A 17834-nucleotide genomic window follows, 5' to 3' on the forward strand; every position below is an offset into this window, starting at 1 on the left:
TTGTTGCTGGTATTGCCGTTCTTACTGGTTGCCGCAGGCGGACACGGTGGTCGTGTCCAGCCAGGGCAGGTCGTGACCCATCCGGTCCCGCTTGGTGCGCAGGTAGCGGAGGTTGTGCTCGCCCGCCTGTACGGGCATCGGTTCCCGAGCGGAGACCTTGAGGCCGTGCCGGACGAGCGCGTCGGTCTTGTCGGGGTTGTTGGTCATCAGGCGCAGGCTGTGCACGCCGAGGTCCTCCAGGATCTGGGCGCTCGCGCCGTAGTCCCGGGCGTCGGCGGGCAGGCCCAGCTCCAGGTTGGCGTCGAGCGTGTCGCGGCCCTGCTCCTGAAGCTCGTACGCGCGCAGCTTGGAGAGCAGCCCGATGCCGCGTCCCTCGTGGCCGCGCAGGTAGACCACGATGCCGCGGCCCTCGGTCTGGATGCGTTCCATGGCCGTCTGCAGCTGGGGGCCGCAGTCGCAGCGCAGCGAGTGGAAGACGTCGCCGGTGAGGCACTCGGAGTGGACGCGGACGAGGACGTCCTCGCCGTCACCGATCTCGCCGTGGACGAGGGCGACGTGCTCGACTCCGTCGACGGTGGAGCGGTAGCCGTAGGCCGTGAACTCGCCGAAGGCGGTGGGCAGGTGGACCTCGGCCTCACGGCGGACGGTGGGCTCGGCGGTGCGGCGGTAGGCGATCAGGTCCTCGATGGAGATGATCGTCAGGCCGTGCTTGCGGGCGAAGGGGATCAGCTCGGGCAGGCGGAGCATGCGGCCGTCCTCGCCCGCGATCTCGACGATCGCACCGGCCGGGCGAAGGCCCGCGAGACGGGCCAGGTCGACGGCTGCCTCGGTGTGGCCGTTGCGGACCAGGACGCCGCCGGGCTTGGCGCGCAGCGGGAAGATGTGGCCGGGGCGCACGAAGTCGTCCGCCTGGGCCCTGCCGTCGGCGAGCAGCTGAAGCGTGGTGGCACGGTCGGATGCCGAGATGCCGGTGGTCACACCGTGAGCGGCGGACGCGTCCACCGACACTGTGAACGCGGTTTTCATCGACTCGGTGTTGTCGTCGACCATCTGCGGGAGCCGGAGCCGGTCCAGTTCGTCGCCCTCCATGGGCGCGCAGATCAGCCCGCGGCACTCGCTCATCATGAAGGCGACGATCTCGGGGGTCGCCTTCTCGGCGGCGATGACGAGGTCGCCCTCGTTCTCCCGGTCCTCGTCGTCGACGACCACGACCGGGCGGCCCGCCGCGATGTCGGCGATGGCCTTCTCGACCGGGTCGAGCGCGAAGTCCGAGGCATCGAGATCGTGCCCGGTGCTGTACCAAACCGGCGCCGTTGTCATGCCGGGGCTCCTTCCAGGACGGGCTGCCCGGCCTTGCGGGAGCGCAGCCACCAGTCGCGCATGCCCCACAGGACGAGCGCGCCGTACAGGACGTAGACGAAACCGGAGAAGGCGAAGCCGTTGGCGAAGTTGAGCGGCACGCCCACCAGGTCCACCAGCAGCCAGGCGAACCAGAACTCGACCATGCCGCGTGCCTGGGCGTACATGGCGACGATGGTGCCGACGAAGATGTACGCGTCCGGCCAAGGGTCCCAGGAGAGGGACGGGTACGCGAAGAACAGGCCGGCCACCGCGACGGTGCCGACGGCCGCGGCGCCGATCAGGTAGCCGCGCTCGCGCCAGGTGGCGAAGCGGACGGCGATGGAACCGTCCGCCGCTTGTCCCCTGCCGCGGTTCCACTGCCACCAGCCGTACACCGCGACGATCATGACGACGACCTGCTTGCCGGCACTGCCGGAGAGGTGGGCCGTCGAGAAGGCCGCGAAGAGGACGACGCCCGACAGGAACTGGGCGGGCCAGCTCCATATGGAGCGCCGCCAGCCGAGGGCGAGGGCGATCAGACCGATGACGTTGCCGATCATGTCCGACCACTTGATGTGCTGGTCGAAGAGGACGAAGGCCTCGGAGTTGAGCCAGTTCACTTGGCTGCTCCCTGCGGGCCCAGCAGCCGCTCGACGTACTTGGCGATGACGTCGACCTCGAGGTTGACCGGGTCGCCCGGCTGCTTGAGGCCGAGCGTGGTCAGCGCGAGTGTGGTCGGGATGAGGCTGACGGTGAAGTAGTCGGGGCCCGCGTCGACGACGGTCAGGCTGATGCCGTCGACCGTGATGGAGCCCTTCTCGACCACATAGCGGGAGAGGTCGGCGGGGAGCGAGATCTTGACGATCTCCCAGTTGTCGGACGGCTTGCGCTCGATGACCGCGCCGGTGCCGTCGACGTGTCCCTGCACGATGTGCCCGCCGAGGCGCTCGCCCACGGCCATGGGGCGCTCCAGGTTGACGCGGGAGCCGACGGTCAGAGCGCCGAGGCTGGAGCGGTCCAGGGTCTCGGCCATGACGTCGGCGGTGAATTCGTCGCCCTCGTGGTCGACCACCGTGAGACAGACGCCGTTGACGGCGATGGAGTCGCCGTGCTGCGCGCCCTGCGTGACGACTGGGCCACGCAGACGGAAACGGGAGGCGTCGTCGAGGTTCTCGACGGCGGTGACCTCACCCAGCTCTTCGACGATTCCGGTGAACACTTCCCGGGTCCTCCTGCCTCATGGGGCACGGACTCCGGGGCCTGTCGATGACGACAGAATGAGCGGACGACGACACCGGGAGCGACGCCGCAAGGGGACGTGTCCCATGGGACACGTCGCAACAAACGGCAGCGCGCACGAATGCCCGCCCGCCGCGCACTGCCTCCCATCCGGACTTTAACCGTCGGTCCAGGAATTTCACCTGGTCAACCGGCCGCTGGAAGCGACCGGGTCGCGGACTGTAACCGCCGGTTCGGAATTTCACCGACCCCGGAGTGCGCTGCTTCTGGTACAGAGCCAGTGTGCCACGCCTGATCGACGCCCATGCGGGCGAATGCCTGTGGGGTGGCTCACAGGCCATATGGATGGACTTCTCGCGCGGCGCGCGAGCGGCCAACTTCCGCTCCGGCGCACGCCCTTGATAATGATCCATACCCATTGACGCTTTGGTCTAGTCCATTTAAGGTCGGCGATCACTGCTTCGTTTCCGGCGGTTCGGTCAACCCGTCCGACCGGCAGCGCGTCCGGTTCGTCGACACCGAATGGTCGCCCCCCCCGATCGACCCGGCGGCGGTGACGGAGGCCCTTGCCCCGCCGCCGGGTCTCCAACCCTCTCTGCGAGGCTGGAGGCGTGACGACGAGCCTCGCCGACGAATTCGAGACGTATCGCCCGCGGCTTTTCGGGCTGGCCTACCGCATGCTCGGTTCCGCCGCGGACGCGGAGGACACCGTGCAGGACGCGTATCTGCGCTTCAGCGGCGCCGACCGCGCGGGCATCGACCAGCCCGGCGCCTGGCTCGCCAAGGTCGTCACCAATCTCTGCCTCAACCGGCTGACCTCGGCCCGCGCACGGCGCGAGCAGTACGCCGGGCCGTGGCTGCCCGAGCCCGTGATCACTTCGGACGGCACGCTCGGCCCCCTGGAGTCGGCCGAGCGACGCGACGCCGTGTCCATGGCCCTGTTGGTCCTCCTGGAGCGGCTCACCCCGACCGAACGCGCGGTGTACGTACTGAGAGAGGCCTTCGCGTACGGCCATCGGGAGATCGCCGGCGTACTGGAGCTGAGCGAGGCCAACTGCCGTCAGCTGTACCGGCGGGCGGTCCAGCGGGTCGCCGCGCCCAAGGCCCGCTTCGAGGCCGCGCCCGAGCAACAGGCCGGGCTCGTCGCGTCCTTCCTCACGGCGGCCCGCGAGGGCGATCTGGCCGGTCTGGAGAGTCTGCTCGCGGCGGACGTGACCTGGTGGTCCGACGGCGGCGGCAAGGTCTCCGCGGCGCGGCGGCCGATCGAGGGGCGCGAGAAGGTTCTGCGGTTCCTGGCGGGCGTCCTGGGCTCGTTCGCGACGGAGGACGTCGACTTCATGGTGGCCGAGGTCAACGGACGCGCCGCGCTGCTCGTTCGGGCGGACGACCGTCCGCTCGGTGTCGTCACGTTCGAGGTCCACGAAGGCGTGTGCACGCAGGTGCGAGCGGTGCTGAACCCGGACAAGCTGGAGTTCGTGGGCCGCCAGCTGGAGCGGGCACAGGCTTGAACCGGCCTGGTCCAGGCCTGACCCGCAGGGTCCGGATCCGGCCACGTCCTGGTCGTGGGTCAAGTCCTGGCCGGGCGTTGTCACATGCGTGGTGCCTGCCCGGTCTCAGCTGACGGAGGGCGGTCCACCCGGGGGCGTCCGACGTCCGAAGGGACTGAAAAGCATGACCACGATCCTGGTGACCGGCGGCACCGGAACCCTCGGCCGACTCGTGGCCGAGCGGCTGCGGGCGGACGGCCACGAGGTACGGGTGCTCAGCCGGCACACGCAGCCGTACGCCGTCGATCTGCGCGAGGGCGGCGCGGGGCTGGACGCCGCCGTTGCGGGCGTGGACGCGATCGTGCACTGTGCGACTACGCCGCGCGGGGGTGACGAGCGGGCGGCCGCACATCTGATCGCGGCCGCGCGCCGGGCGGGTGTTCCGCACCTGGTCTACATCTCGATCGTCGGTGTGGACGTGGTGCCGCTCGGCTACTACAGGACCAAGCTCGCGGTGGAGAAGCTGGTCGAGGAGTCGGGGCTCGGCTGGACGATCCTGCGCACCACCCAGTTCCACGACCTCGTTGTCCAGCTCCTCGCCACCATGGCCAGGCTGCCGGTCCTCCACCTCCCCGCCGGCGTCAGCGACCAGCCGATCGAGGTCGCCGAGGTCGCTGACCGGCTGGCCTCGCTGGCGGTCGGCGCGCCGGCGGGGCGCGCCGATGACATGGGCGGGCCCGAGGTGCGTACGTTTCCCTCGCTGGCCCGTGCCTATCTGCGAGCCGCCGGGAAGCGGCGCCCGTTGTTCAACGTCCGGCTTGTGGGGAAGACGTATCGGGCGTTTCGGGGTGGAGGGCATCTGACGCCGGGGCAGGCCGTGGGGAAGGGCACGTTCGAGGAGTACTTGGCGGCGCGGTTCGGGGGTGAGCGGCAGGGGTGACCGCGGCGTGGGTGCGGGTGGGTGGGATTTTCGCCCCGTCCGCCCCTACCCGGCCCGCGGCGCGAAGAGCTCCTCCTGTGCGCCGTCGCGGGCGGTGAGCAGCGCGCCGCGGAGCACCGCCCCACCGCCCAGCGCACTCGCGCGCACCTCCGTCGGAAGCGGCGACATCCGTGCGAGGCGTTCCTCCACCCGCGCGGCGAGTGCGACCCCGCCCGCCTGGCCGACCTCGCCGCCCAGGACCACGCAGCCGGGGTCCAGTACGGCGATGACGGAGGCGGCACCGATGGCGAGACGGTCGGCGAGGGCGTCGAGGAAAAGGGAGGAGGCCGGGGCGTCGGGGGTCGCCACCGCCTCCCTCACCAGCGCCGCCGCGTGCGGTTCGTGCGGAGCCGGCTCCGCCACGACGCCGTACCGCGCCGCCAGCCCGGCGACCGCCGCCGATCCCGCCAGCGAGTGGAAGCCGCCCTCGCAGTCCGTCGCCGAGGGGAGGGTCGACGTGCCGGGAACGGGGAGGAAGCCGATTTCACCGGTGCCGCCGGAGGCCCCGCGGCGGAGCCGGCCGTCGAGGATCACCGCGGCACCGGTGCCGTGCCCCAGCCACAGCAGCACGAACGTGTCGCGGTCGCGCGCGGCGCCGTCGCGCTGTTCGGCGAGGGCGGCGAGGTTCGTCTCGTTCTCGACCAGGACACGGGCGGGCAGGCGCTCCTGAAGGGCGGCCACCAGGCGGCGGTGCCACTCGGGCAGGCCCGAGGAGTCACGGAGTTCCCCGGTGGCCGGGTCGATCAGACCGGGGGCTCCGATGCCGACCGTGTGCAGTCGCTCCGCCCCCGCCTCCTTCGCCGCGCGCTCCACCAGCGTGACCGCCTGCTCGACGGCGGGCCCCGTGCCGGTGTCGTCCGCGATGGGCACCGACGCCCGGGCCAGCTCCGCGCCGAGGAGATCGGAGACGACGACGGAGACGCCCTCGGTGCGCACGTCGAGGGCGGCGAGGTGGGCCCGGTCGGCGACGATCCCGTACAAGCGGGCGTTCGGGCCGCGCCGCTGCTCCCCCGACTCCCCCACCACGGAGATCAGCCCAGCTGCCGTGAGGCGCTCGACGAGGTCGGCGACCGTGGGCCGGGACAGCCCGGTGAGCTGCTTCAACTGCCCGGCCGTCAAAGGGCCTTCCTGCTGGAGCAGGCTCAGGGCGAGCCGGTCGTTGATGGCCCGGGCGGTGCTGGGTGATGCGGGCATGCGGGGATCCTCCCAGATCACGGGTTCCTTCCAGCTCACGGGTTCCTCCCAGACCACGGCTTCCGCCCAGACCACGGGCTCTTCCCAGATCGTGGGCCCGTCCCAGACCAGATCATGGGCTCTTCCCAGACCACGGGCTCCTCCGGATGAGTGAGGGGCATGAACCCCCGGCCTTAAATCCGCTATTTATCAGGCAGGGTTCCTGATAGTTTACAGCGGCAGTACGGGGAGGACGTCCGGGAGGGGCAGCGGCACCATGGGTGAAGTGGTCTACGACATGCGCGAGCTGAAGCGGGCCCGGTACGCCGTGGCCGCCGTGTTCGCGGTGCACGGCGCGGTGACGGGCTCGTTCGCGACCCGCGTGCCCTGGATCCAGGACCACGCCTCCGTCGGCGCGGGCCAACTGGGCCTCGCCCTCTCCTTCACGGCGTTCGGCGCCTCCGTCTCCATGCCGCTGGCGGGGCGTATCAGCCATCGCTTCGGATCCCGCTCGGCGCTGCGCGGGCTGATCGCCCTGTGGACGCTGGCCCTGATCCTGCCGTCCCTCGCGCCCAACCTGCTCACTCTGTGCCTGGCGATGTTCACCTACGGCGCCACGGCGGGCATGGCCGACGTCGCCATGAACGCGCTGGGCGTCGAGATCGAGCGGCGGCTCGACAAGTCGATCATGTCCGGGCTGCACGGTATGTGGAGCGCGGGCGCCCTGATCGGCTCGGCCGCGGGCACGCTGGCCGCGCACCTGGGCTCGGACGCCCGCCTGCACCACGCATTGGCCGCAGCGGCCCTCACGCTCCTCGGGGTGCTCGCCTGTCGATGGGTGCTCGATCTGCAGCCCGCCGAGGACGAGGAGCCGCCGCCGAGGTTCGCGCTGCCGCCCAAGTCGGCCCTCCTCATCGGCGCGGTCGGTTTCTGCGCGGTGTTCGCGGAGGGCGCGAGCCTGGACTGGTCGGCGGTCTACCTGCGGGACCAGCTGGATTCCTCGGCAGGTCTCGCGGCGGCGTCGACGACAGGCTTCATGCTGACCATGGCGCTGGCCCGGCTGGCCGGCGACACGGTGGTGAACCGCTTCGGCGCCCTGCGCACCGTACGGGCGGGCGGAGTCCTGGCCGTGGCCGGGGGGCTGCTCATCGTCGTCGCGAACCAGCCCGCGGTGGCGATGGGCGGGTTCGCCCTGCTGGGCCTCGGCATCGCCGTCGTCGTCCCCCTCTGCTTCGCCGCGGCCGGGCGCAGCGGCCCCAACCCCAGCCAGGCCATCGCGGGCGTCGCCACCATCACGTACACCTCGGGTCTGGTCGCGCCGGGCGCGATCGGCACGCTGGCGCAGGCGACGAGCCTGGTGGTGTCGTTCGGGCTGGTCACGGTGCTGGCGTGCGGGCTCGTCGCGTTCGCGGGCGTGCTGCGCGCGGGCGACCGCAACCGGCCGAAGGTCAGCCCCGCGAGCGCAGCAGTTCCCGACCCAAGGCCCTGAACCGGTCACTCCACGGCGTCGGGCGCAGCGTCCCGGCGTCGAGCCGGACGAGCACCCTGGTGCCGTGCGCGTACGTCACCGAGCCGTCGGCCGAGCAGAAGCGGAAGCCGTACGTCAGTCCGGTGTTCCCGAGCCGCTCCAGCCAGAGGTGGACGGCGTAGGCGCCGGGCCGGTTGATCGGAGCCTCGTAGCTGATCCGCAACTCCTTGACGGCGTTGCAGAAGTCGCCCGCCGCCTCCCAGTCGCCCTCGAAGCCGCCGAAGCCGCGCTCGTTCCACAACGCGGTCCAGGCACGCTCGACCATCACGGGGTAGCGGGCGTTGTGCAGCAGCCCGAGCGCGTCCAGGTCGTCGAAGTGGACGGTCACGGGAATCAGCCGCCCGTAGGCAAGCACGGGGGCGGCGGGTGGTGCTTCGGCGGTCACGGGCGGGGCTCCTGAGGGTGCCGGACGGGACGGTGGGGACACCCCATCCTAAGCAACCGCTCAGGAGCCCCTGTCTGTGCGGGGCTCGACGACCCTCTGGTCGCCCTGCTCCTCCTGCGCAGGTCAGCCCGCGATCGAGTCCAGCTGCTCCGCCGCCGGTCGCAGCGCCCACAGGTCACCGCCGGGCGGCGTTTCGAGCTTCGGCACGGCTGCCTTCGCGGCCCTGTCCCCCGCGTCGGCGGCCGCGTGCACGACGTCGCTCGCCGCGAACCGGTGGAACTCCAGCTCCGGGTGGGCCCACGGCTCGGCGCCCGTCGCCGCGGGCAGCAGATAGTCGACCGCCTTGAACAGGCTCTGGCCGTCCGGCCCTTCGTACGACCAGAGGTTCACGCCGACATGCCGGCCGATGGCGGCGAGCCGGGTGTACGCCACCAGGTCGAAGGTCGAGTAGTGCCAACTGCGGGTGCGGGCCAGCTCCTGGGGCTGACTGCCGTCGGCGGCGATCTGCGGGTCGATGCGCAGGGCGCGCGCGTCGAGGACGGTGCGCCGGGCGAGGTCCTTGTCGCCGGTCGCGTAGGCCAGTGCGGCGAGCTGCATGTCGTAGAAGGTGCCGTGGTTGTTCTTGGCGGCGCCCTCCTCCTTGCCGAATGCGCTGTTCGCCAGCCAGTCGCGGAAGTCGGTGTTCCAGGCGAGCATCGCGGTGCGGTCGCTCTTGGACCAGCCGGGGGCGCCCGTCTCCAGGATCGCGATGGCGTCCAGGACGCTGGTGTAGGACTGCGAGAAGTCGATGATGCCGATGGCCCGGCCGTCGTACTTGCAGGGGATGAACTGCCCGTGGTTCAGGTTCGGGTTCATCCGGGTGTCCGGGGCCAGGAACCAGGTGCGCAGGACGGAGGCGGCCTTCTCGGCGTACTGCTTCTTGCCCGTGTAGTACCAGGCCAGCGAGAGGTCGTAGGACGAGTCGAAGACCTTCTCGACGTCCTGGCGGTCGGTGCCGGTGTCGACCTCGGGATTGCGCTGGCCGTCACGCTGGACGTAGGGGCAACCCCAGGGGTTGTCGGCGGTCTTGGGCTGCGAGGGCCACCAGTACGGGGCCTGGCTGAGGTAGTCGTGGACGTCGCCGCCGGGTGCGGGCTTCGGCTTGTCGACGACCGTCCAGGGGCCCTGGTTCAGCCAGTTGTCGGCGCGGGCCGTCAAATCCTCGAGCGTGCGCTTGAGTTGGGGATCACCGCGATCCAGACGCTCCTTCGTCTGCTGCAGCCGCGCGCCGTCGAGCACCGCGGTCCTGGGGACTTTCGGCGCGGCATGGGCAACGGCGGAGGGAACGACGGCGGACGCGAGGGCGACCACGGCCGCAAGGACCACACCCAGACGGGGTCTTGCACTCATCGAGCACTCCGATCAGAAATGTGAACGCAGTTCATGAGTAGGACCGTGCGAGCGTAGGGCGGCTGGTTACCCCTGACAATGGTCCGGACAGATTCACGTACAGAGAAAGCGAAGCCTCACCATGGACCTCGGCGTGCGATGGAAACTGCACGGCGACGGGCGCACGCCCGCCCCCGGAGCGGTCGTCCGCCCCGATGAACGCCTCTCCTGGCCCCGTACGGTCGGGCTCGGCGCCCAGCACGTGGTGGCCATGTTCGGGGCGTCCTTCGTCGCACCCGTCCTCATGGGCCTCGACCCGAACCTCGCGATCATGATGTCCGGCGTCGCGACGGTCATCTTCCTGCTCGCGACGCGCGGCCGCGTGCCCAGCTACCTCGGCTGCTCGCTCTCCTTCGTGGGCGTCGCCGCCGTGATTCGGGCGCAGGGCGGCACCAGCGCGACGGTGACCGGCGCGGTGTTCGTGGTCGGCATCGCCCTGTTCCTGGTGGGGCTCGCCGTGCAGCGTTTCGGGGCCCGGATCATCCATGCCACGATGCCGCCGATCGTCACCGGCGCGGTCGTCATGCTGATCGGCTTCAATCTCGCGCCCGTGACCGCGTCCACGTACTGGCCGCAGGACCAGTGGACTGCGCTGCTGGTGATGCTGTTCACCGGCCTGGCCGTGGTCTGCCTGCGCGGCTTCTGGTCACGCATCGCGATCTTCCTCGGTCTGGTCTTCGGGTACGGGATCTCCTGGGCCTTCGACCGGATCTTCGGCAAGATCCACTCGGTGGACGCGAGCGGCAAGCTCACGGACCACTGGCGCCTGGACCTCTCCGGCGTCGGCAAGGCCGACTGGATCGGGCTGCCGTCCTTCCACGGCCCGTCGTTCCAGTGGTCGGCGATCCTCGTAGCGCTGCCGGTCGTGATCGCGCTGGTCGCCGAGAACGCCGGTCACGTCAAGGCCGTCGGCGAAATGACCGGCGTCCGGCTGGACGACAAGCTGGGCACCGCGATCTCCGCGGACGGCGTCGGCTCGATGCTCTCCACCGCGGTCGGCGGCCCGCCGAACACGACGTACTCCGAGAACATCGGCGTGATGGCCGCCACCCGCGTCTACTCGACCGCCGCCTACTGGACCGCCGCGGGCTTCGCCCTCCTCTTCGGCGTCTGCCCCAAGTTCGGCGCGGTCGTGGCGGCGATCCCGGGCGGCGTCCTCGGCGGCATCACCGTGATCCTGTACGGCATGATCGGCCTGCTCGGCGCCCAGATCTGGCTCAACGCGCGGGTCGACCTGCGCAACCCGCTGAATCTGGTGCCGGCCGCCGCGGGCATCATCATCGGCATCGGCAACGTCACCATGAAGTTCACGGACACCTTCTCGCTGAGCGGCATCGCCCTCGGCACCCTCGTCGTGATCACCGGCTACCACGCGCTGCGGGCGATGGCTCCGGCCCACCTCAAGACGCAGGAGCCGCTGCTGGACGAGGGCACCTCCTCGTACGACGAGGTCGAGGATCAGCGCGCCAGCTCATAGGCGTACTCCGCCGAGAAGGTTCCCGGCGTGCCCTTGCAGCCGTCCGACTCGCCCGGCAGCTTCACCCACAGATAGGCGTCGATCCTGGCTTCCCCGGTGCTCAGGGTCGGCGCCTTGCCGATCTTCCGGCCCGCCGGATCGCACCACTCGCCGTCGGACGGGGCTCCGTTGCCGTTCCGGCTGGTGTCGATGACGGCGCCCAGGCTCGCCGGGCCGCCGAGAGCGGACAGCACCTGTCGGGCGTACGCGATCTCGTCGCTCGTACGGTGGAAATTGGACACGTTGGTGAAGATGCCGTCGGAGGAGGCGGGTGAGGCGGCACCCGCCTGGTCGAGCAGCGAGGCCTGTTTGGCGGGCGGGTTCCAGTCGGAGTGGCCGGCGTCGTAGTAGACCCGGGCCTTGGGGTTCGCGGCTTTCAAGACGCGGCCCGCGCGGGCCAACGAGGCGAAGCGGTCGGCCTGTTCGCCCTCGGTGAGGCAGTCGGACTGGGCGATCGAGTCGGGCTCCAGGATGACGATGACCTCGCCGGATCCCAGCCCCGCCGCGAAGTTGTCGATCCAGCCGTCGTACGCGGCGAGGTCGGGCGCCCCTCCCTCCGAGGCGCCGCCACAGTCGCGCTGCGGGACGGCGTACGCCACGACGACCGGGACCCGGCCCTGCACGGCGGCGGCCGACGTCACCGCCCTGACCCGTGCGGTGATGGTGGACGGCGTGAAGTCCGCGAACCAGACCGCGGCCGGGCGGTCGGCTATGCGGGACTCGATCACATCGCGCCGGGCGTCGCCGGGATGGGCCTCGACCCAGTCGAGGACCTGGGAGTCGGGGTGGCGGTAGAGCAGGGCGGAGGCGGCCACGGTCTGCTGCTTCTTCTTGCTCGCGGAGGGCTTCGGGCTGGGCTTCGGGGACGCAGACTTCACAGGGGACGGCGAGGCCGACGTGGGCGACGGCGTCGGCACCGCGGGCAGCGGCTGGAGACTGGGCGAGCGGCTCACCAGCGGTTTGGCGTCGTCGGAGGAGCGCCCGTCGTCGAGCGCGGACACCATCCCGGTCACCGCGCCGACCGCGACCACGACCGAGGCCGCCGCGACCATGGCACCGCGCCGGGCGGCACGCCTGCGCTCGGCCCTGCGCGCGGCCAGGCGCTGGGCACGTAAGCCTGACACGTACTGCTCCCCCCACTCCCGCCACGGTTGCGTTCCCCCGTTCTGGGGATGCGTCCGGCCCGGCGGCACTCCGGCCAGCCTAGGACTGGGACGCTGCCCCCATGGCGCAGTTGGCACAGTTGATTACTCCCGTGGACACGGTCGTCTCCCGTATGCGTGCCCTGGACGCGACCCTGCCCGAGCGGGACGGGGTCGCGGTCTTCAACCGCGTCTACCTCGCCGTCACCGAGGAGGTCGACCGGCGTCTGGACGCCGGCGAGTTCCCGGATGCCGAGGCCGCGATCACGCTGGACGTACGGTTCGCGGAGCGCTATCTGACGGTGGCCGAGCAGGGGTGCGCGCCCGCCTGCTGGCGGCCACTGCTGCAGTTCCGGCGCCATCCCGGTGTACGTCCGCTGCAGTTCGCGCTCGCGGGCATCAACGCGCACATCGGGCACGATCTGGCGCTGGCCGTGGTGGACACCTGTCGTACGCTCGGCTGCGAACCCGCCGATCTGGAGGACGAGTTCGAACGCGTGGGCGACCTCCTCGTCTCGATGGAGGAACGCATCCGCGAAGATCTGATGCCAGGCCCCGACCTGCTCCAGATCGCCGACCCGCTCACCCATCTGCTCGGCTCCTGGAGCCTGGAGCGGGCGCGCGACGCCACCTGGTCGGCGGCGCGGGCCCTGTGGGCGCTGCGCGGCCTGCCCGACCTGGCCGAGGAGTTCGGCACCCGCCTCGACGCGGCGGTGGGCTTCGCCGGCCGGATGCTGCTCACTCCGCTGCCGGACTGATCCGGCCACATCACCGCGTAGACCGCGGAACGTGGCGTAGTAAGCGATACGTTGCTGATCGATACGCCTGATGCAAAGGAGCACCAGCATGGCCACTCGGCTCGGCCTGAGTCTTCCGCAGACGCACCAGTACGACATCGGACGCGACGTGCCGGACGTGGCGCGCGCGGCCGAGGAGATCGGTTACGAGAGCCTGTGGGTGTTCGAGCGCGTCCTGTTCCCCGAGCCCGCGACGCAGGGGCTGTACGGCATGCCGGGAGTGCCCTGGCCCGAGGCGTACCGCGGACTCGCCGAACCGCTGGTGACGCTGACCCTGGCCGTCCCGGCCACACGTCGGGCGCGGCTCGGCACGAGTGTCCTGGTCGCCCCGCTGCACGGCCCGTTCCAGCTGGCCAGGACCCTCGGCACGCTGGACGCGGCGAGCGGTGGCCGGATCGTGGCGGGCTTGGGCACGGGCTGGTCGCTCGACGAGTACGCGGCGGCGGGGGTGGCCCCCTTCGAGGAGCGCGGCCAGATCCTGGACGAGGTCCTCGACGTGTGCCGCGCGGTGTGGGGCCCCGACCCGGTGCGGTACGAGGGCCGGCTGACCAAGATCGCGTCTGCCGTGGTCGCCCCGAAGCCCGCCCGGCCGATCCCGATCCTGCTGCCCGCCTTCACCAAGAAGGCACTGTCCCGGCTCGTCGAGCGCGGCGACGGCTGGATGCCGGTGGCCATGGGGGCCGAGCAGCTCGCCACGCAGTGGCAAGGGGTGCGGAACTTCGCGGCCGAGCGAGGGCGGACGGAGCCGATCGAGTCGGTGGCGCGGGTGAACCTCCAGTACACGGCCAAGGCGTACGACGGCTCTGACCGCGCCCCCTTCCAGGGCAGCATCGACCAGATCGTGACCGACCTCGCGGCCCACGCCGAGGTCGGCCTCGACGAGTTCTTCCTCGACTTCGGCGACAGCCCGCGGGACGCCCAGGAGCTCAAGGACCTGGCCGCCGAGGTGTACACGGCGGCCAGGGCGGCCGGAGTCTGAACCCCGGTCAGTCCTCGGGCAGTTCGACGGGCGCGATCTCGTCGTAGACGTCGCCGGGCCCGGGGTTGGTCGGGTCGGTCGTCCCGCCCAGCTGGTGCATGACGCCCCAGACCGCGTTCAGCGCGGTCTGCACGGCGCCCTCGGCCCAGCCGGCCGTCCAGGAGATGTCGTCGCCCGCGAGGAAGATGCCCCGCTTGTCCTCGGGCAGGGCGTCCTGCATGAAGTGGGTGAACAGGCGCCGCTGGTAGCGGTAGTGGCCCGGCAGGTTGGCCTTGAACGCGCCCATGAAGTAGGGCTCGTTCTCCCAGGACACGGTCACCGGGTTGCCGATGATGTGCTTCCTGATGTCGACCTTCGGGTAGATCTCGCCGAGCGACTTCAGCATGACCTCCATCCGCTCGTTCGCGGACAGCGGCAGCCACTTGAGGCTGTCGTCGCACCACGTGTACGAGAGGCAGATGACGGCGGGCTTGTCCGGACCGTCGTCGAGGAGGTAGGTGCCGCGGGTCATCCGGTCGGTGAGCGTCATCGACATGACGTCACGACCCGTTTCCTCGTCCTTGTCGAGCCAGAAGGGCCGGTCGACGGGAACGAAGAGCTTGCTCGACTCCATGTAGTGGGTCCGCTCGATGGCGGTCCAGTGGTCGATCGGGAAGAGCGAGTCGTCGCAGGCGATCTTCGAGAGCAGCATCCAGGACTGGGCGGTGAAGATGGCCGACTTGAACGTACGGATGTCGCCGTTCGCGTCCGTCACCGTGATCTGGTTGCCCGCCGTGCGGTGCAGTCGGGTCACGGCCGGGCGCGGGGTGCCGTCGTGCAGCTTCGCGAGCGAGGTCCCGTACGCCCAGTGCACGATCTTCTCCGGCTCGCGCTCCCACAGGCGCAGCGGCAGCTGCTGGGAGCCGCCGACGATGCCGCGGTGGTGGTCGTCGGCCTCGGTGTAGACGACGCGCAGGATCTCCAGGATGGAGTTCGGGAAGTCGGTGTCCCAGCCGCCTGTGCCGAAGCCGACCTGGCCGAAGATCTCGCGGTGCCGGAATGACTTGAAGGACTCCGACTCGCAGAGGAAGCCGTAGAAGGTCTGGTTGTCGAGCTTCTCGACGAGCTTCGCCCAGATCTCGCGGATGCGCGGGACATCGCGCTCGCGCATGGCCTGGTTCATGTCGGAGAAGTCGGCGCCCTCTTCGAGACAGGCGTTCCAGGCGTTCATCACATCGCGGTAGACCTGCGGCAGGTCGTCGACGGTGGTCGCGTAGTGCGACTCGCCCTTGAGGTCGACGACCGTCGAGGGCGTCGCCTCGGCAAGGGGGTTGGGGAACGGCCGGGTCTCCAGGCCCACCAGGTCGATGTAGTGCTGGAGGGCGGTGGAGGAGGGCGGGAAGCGCATGGCGCCCATCTCGGCGGTGAGCGAGGGGTCGCACCCGTCGAAGCCGACCGTGCGCAGCCGGCCGCCGATCTCGTCGGCCTCGTACACGACGGGCTTGAGGCCCATCTTCATCAGCTCGTACGCGGCTACGATGCCGGACAGGCCGCCGCCGATGACCGCGACCTCGGTGCCGTGCTCGGTCGCGGGTATCTGGCCGAGGCCCGCGGGGTGCGCGAGGAAGTCGTCGTACGCGTACGGGAAGTCCGGGCCGAACATGGTGATCGGCGGCTGCTGCACATCGGCGTGCTGGACGGCGTTGGGCACCGTGGACGTCATGGGGGTACGGACTCCTTGCACAGAAAGGTGGTTCAGGGGGCGGCGAGGCTCAGATCAGCGACCCGTAGAAGCCGGGGCGGCGGTCCTTCAGATACGGGTTCGCCTCGCGCGAGGCCGTGAGGAAGCCGGGGTCGGCGTCGGCGAGGACCAGTTCCTCACCGCGGCCCGCACGGGCGCGGGCGACGCCGTCGGGTCCGGCCAGCGTGGAGAGCCCGACGAACTCGAACTCCCCTTCCTGACCGACCCGGTTGACGTACGCGACGTACATCTGGTTCTCGAAGGCGCGCACCGGGACGACGGACTCCGCGACGAACTGGAACGGGTGCATCTGCGCCGTCGGCACGAGCAGGAGGTCGGTGCCGGCGAGGGCGTGCGCGCGGACGTTCTCCGGGAACTCGACGTCGTAGCAGATCATGAGGCCGACGCGCAGTCCGCCGAGCTCGGCCTGCACGACCGGCTGCTCGCCGGGCGTGAAGTGGTCGCGCTCGAAGCAGCCGAAGAGGTGAGTCTTGCGGTAGTTCGCGAGGCGGGTGCCGTCGGCGGAGATGAGCTGGGCGGAGTTGAAGACGGACTCGCCCTCGCGCTCCGGGTAGCCGTAGGCGACGGCCACGCCGTGCCGGGTGGCGATCTCGGCGATCGCGTCGGCGGAGTCGCCGTCGGCGGGCTCGGCGAGGCGGGCGATGTCGTCGCCGATCGCGTACCCGGTCAGGAACATCTCCGGCGCCACGAGCAGCCCGGCGCCCGCGGCGGCGGCACGACCCGTGGCCTCGTCGAGCACCTTGAGGTTCTCGACGACCGAGCCGGGGCGGCCGGAGCTCTGGAGCAGGGCTGTGCGCATGCGTGATCCTCACCGGTACGGAGGGTTTGAGGGGCCAGATAGACGGTACGGGCGGCGGGCTCGGCCGGACAAGAAGAACCCGTTGCGCGCCACTGAACGAATCGTTGCGTGCCCCGGGGGCCCGGCGGCGATTCGTTGCGCACCCTCAGACGTAGCCCGGATCCCCCTTGAGGCGCAGGTCACAGGCATGGCCCCCACCGGACGGCGGAGGGGCGGTGACATCCACGGCACGATGTGCCCGCCGGACGTCGGCGGAACAGTGGTGACTGTCCACTTCACCTGCAGAAAGGACCGTCATGAGCCGCCTCGACCGTCGTACGGAGCTCATCGCGCTCGGCGCCGCCGTGCTCCTCTCCGCCGGAGCGGCCGGATCCGCCGTGGCGTCCGGCACCGGGCATCAGGACAAGCAGGAGGCCGCCGCCCTCACCGGCACCGCCAAGCTGTACCGGTCGGCGGGCGACGACATCACGTTCTCCTTCGACGCGCACCTGGCGGCCAAGGACAACGACGATCCACTGAAGGCCACCGGCACCTTCGAGTGGAGTCACTACATCGCCGGCGACGGGGCCTGGGCGAAGGCCAAGGTCGACTGTCTGCTCACCGGGGGCAAGGTGGCCGTCGTCTCGGGGGTGATCACCGACTCCGACCTGCCCGGCGCGAAGGGCAGGCGGGTCGGCATCACGGTGCACGACCTCGGCCACCACGACCGGCTGGGATACAGCTGGGCGTCGGTCGGTGATCCGGTGGAGACCAAGGACCTGCCGAAGTGTGTCGGCTCCGCACCCTTCGAGAAGGTGAAGCGGGGCACCGGCGACTACACGGTCGTGCCCTGGCATCCCGCGTTCTGAGCGACCCCGGGGAAGCGCGTGCACGCCCCCCGACCTGCTTGGTTCTCCCCTGGCCCGCGTCCGGTTCTCACAGCTCGCGCAGCCGCTCCACGATCTCGCGCAGCAGCTCCGGGTCGGCCGCCGGCCCGCCCGGCGCCGTCCGCCGCGGTGCGTCGATGCGCACCAGACGGGCCTCTGCCAGGTCGCCGAGCAGCACCCGGACGACGGTCAGGGGCAGGTCGGCGTCCGCGGCGAGCTCGACGACCGGCCGGGATCCCCGGCGCACCAGGTCGAGCAGGGCGGCGCGGACGTGGTCGACGCCCGGCTGCCCCTCGTCCGTCTCCACGGCTGTGACCTGCGACATCAGATCGATCGTGTGCCGGTTCGAGGGCCGTGTCCGGCCCCGTGTCACGGTGTAGGGCCGCACCATCGAGCCGGTCTCGTCCTCGTACCAGTGGTCGTCGGTCACGGCC

The 17834-nt window shown here is 70.7% G+C and carries 17 protein-coding genes and 1 riboswitch; of the genes, 7 read left to right on the top strand and 10 right to left on the bottom strand.

The window, feature by feature from the left end; translation table 11 throughout:
- Window positions 1–21: 21 nt before the first annotated feature.
- The 3 genes from AB5J53_RS09425 to AB5J53_RS09435 are packed head-to-tail and all read right to left on the bottom strand — an operon-like array spanning window position 22 to window position 2560.
- Complete coding sequence (locus AB5J53_RS09425; RefSeq protein WP_369245168.1) at window positions 22–1320, bottom strand: bifunctional 3,4-dihydroxy-2-butanone-4-phosphate synthase/GTP cyclohydrolase II; 1299 nt, start codon at window positions 1318–1320, stop codon at window positions 22–24.
- Entirely contained in the window at window positions 1317–1961 is a 645-nt protein-coding gene (locus tag AB5J53_RS09430; protein ID WP_369245169.1) for a nicotinamide riboside transporter PnuC, read from the bottom strand. Before AB5J53_RS09430 ends, AB5J53_RS09425 begins: the two co-directional genes overlap by 4 nt.
- Window positions 1958–2560 carry a riboflavin synthase gene (locus AB5J53_RS09435; RefSeq protein ID WP_369245170.1) on the bottom strand — a complete coding sequence of 201 codons (603 nt, stop codon included), beginning with the start codon at window positions 2558–2560 and terminating at the stop codon, window positions 1958–1960. The genes AB5J53_RS09430 and AB5J53_RS09435 overlap by 4 nt, the downstream gene beginning before the upstream one ends.
- 152 nt (window positions 2561–2712) lie before the next feature.
- A riboswitch (FMN riboswitch) is annotated at window positions 2713–2843 on the bottom strand.
- Between the two features lie 348 nt (window positions 2844–3191).
- On the opposite strand from AB5J53_RS09435, the gene AB5J53_RS09440 reads away from it, so the two are divergent.
- Complete coding sequence (locus AB5J53_RS09440; protein WP_369245171.1) at window positions 3192–4088, top strand: RNA polymerase sigma-70 factor; 897 nt, start codon at window positions 3192–3194, stop codon at window positions 4086–4088.
- Window positions 4089–4251: 163 nt separating this feature from the next.
- Window positions 4252–5007, top strand: coding sequence for an SDR family oxidoreductase (locus tag AB5J53_RS09445; protein ID WP_369245172.1), 756 nt, complete (start codon window positions 4252–4254; stop codon window positions 5005–5007).
- Window positions 5008–5052: 45 nt separating this feature from the next.
- Here the strand turns inward: AB5J53_RS09445 and AB5J53_RS09450 are convergent, their stop codons facing one another.
- A complete protein-coding gene (locus AB5J53_RS09450) occupies window positions 5053–6240 on the bottom strand; it encodes an ROK family transcriptional regulator (RefSeq protein ID WP_369245173.1) in 1188 nt (395 codons plus the stop codon).
- Window positions 6241–6496: 256 nt separating this feature from the next.
- Between AB5J53_RS09450 and AB5J53_RS09455 the strand changes: the two genes are divergently transcribed.
- On the top strand, window positions 6497–7708 hold the full coding sequence (locus AB5J53_RS09455; RefSeq protein ID WP_369245174.1) for an MFS transporter: 1212 nt from the start codon (window positions 6497–6499) through the stop codon (window positions 7706–7708).
- On the opposite strand, the gene AB5J53_RS09460 is transcribed toward AB5J53_RS09455, so the two are convergent.
- Complete coding sequence (locus AB5J53_RS09460; RefSeq protein WP_369245175.1) at window positions 7668–8132, bottom strand: acyl-CoA thioesterase; 465 nt, start codon at window positions 8130–8132, stop codon at window positions 7668–7670. The genes AB5J53_RS09455 and AB5J53_RS09460 overlap by 41 nt on opposite strands.
- Window positions 8133–8255: 123 nt before the next feature.
- Window positions 8256–9521: an alginate lyase family protein gene (locus AB5J53_RS09465; RefSeq protein ID WP_369245176.1), complete on the bottom strand. Its 1266-nt coding sequence runs from the start codon at window positions 9519–9521 to the stop codon at window positions 8256–8258.
- A 121-nt stretch (window positions 9522–9642) separates the two neighbouring features.
- Here AB5J53_RS09465 and AB5J53_RS09470 point away from each other — a divergent pair, with 121 nt between their 5' ends.
- Complete coding sequence (locus AB5J53_RS09470) at window positions 9643–11037, top strand: uracil-xanthine permease family protein (RefSeq protein ID WP_369245177.1); 1395 nt, start codon at window positions 9643–9645, stop codon at window positions 11035–11037.
- Here AB5J53_RS09470 and AB5J53_RS09475 read toward each other — a convergent pair.
- A complete protein-coding gene (locus tag AB5J53_RS09475; RefSeq protein WP_369252128.1) occupies window positions 11019–12128 on the bottom strand; it encodes a glycoside hydrolase family 6 protein in 1110 nt (369 codons plus the stop codon). The genes AB5J53_RS09470 and AB5J53_RS09475 overlap by 19 nt on opposite strands.
- 173 nt (window positions 12129–12301) lie before the next feature.
- Between AB5J53_RS09475 and AB5J53_RS09480 the strand changes: the two genes are divergently transcribed.
- Both AB5J53_RS09480 and AB5J53_RS09485 read left to right on the top strand, forming a co-directional pair.
- Window positions 12302–12976 (top strand): DUF5995 family protein, encoded by a 675-nt coding sequence (locus AB5J53_RS09480; protein WP_369245178.1) that lies wholly within the window; start codon window positions 12302–12304, stop codon window positions 12974–12976.
- 88 nt (window positions 12977–13064) lie between these two features.
- Window positions 13065–13994 carry an LLM class F420-dependent oxidoreductase gene (locus AB5J53_RS09485; protein WP_369245179.1) on the top strand — a complete coding sequence of 310 codons (930 nt, stop codon included), beginning with the start codon at window positions 13065–13067 and terminating at the stop codon, window positions 13992–13994.
- Window positions 13995–14001: 7 nt separating this feature from the next.
- Here the strand turns inward: AB5J53_RS09485 and AB5J53_RS09490 are convergent, their stop codons facing one another.
- On the bottom strand, window positions 14002–15696 hold the full coding sequence (locus AB5J53_RS09490) for a flavin monoamine oxidase family protein (protein WP_369245180.1): 1695 nt from the start codon (window positions 15694–15696) through the stop codon (window positions 14002–14004).
- A 49-nt stretch (window positions 15697–15745) separates the two neighbouring features.
- Window positions 15746–16534, bottom strand: a complete 789-nt coding sequence (locus AB5J53_RS09495; RefSeq protein ID WP_369245181.1) for a carbon-nitrogen hydrolase family protein — start codon at window positions 16532–16534, stop codon at window positions 15746–15748.
- Window positions 16535–16830: 296 nt separating this feature from the next.
- On the opposite strand from AB5J53_RS09495, the gene AB5J53_RS09500 reads away from it, so the two are divergent.
- Window positions 16831–17382 (top strand): Repetin, encoded by a 552-nt coding sequence (locus tag AB5J53_RS09500; protein WP_369245182.1) that lies wholly within the window; start codon window positions 16831–16833, stop codon window positions 17380–17382.
- A gap of 67 nt (window positions 17383–17449) precedes the next feature.
- Here AB5J53_RS09500 and AB5J53_RS09505 read toward each other — a convergent pair whose 3' ends face one another.
- Window positions 17450–17830 (bottom strand): DUF742 domain-containing protein, encoded by a 381-nt coding sequence (locus AB5J53_RS09505; protein WP_369245183.1) that lies wholly within the window; start codon window positions 17828–17830, stop codon window positions 17450–17452.
- Window positions 17831–17834 lie beyond the last annotated feature (4 nt).

Source organism: Streptomyces sp. R41, assembly GCF_041053055.1.
Classification (GTDB): Bacteria; Actinomycetota; Actinomycetes; order Streptomycetales; family Streptomycetaceae; genus Streptomyces.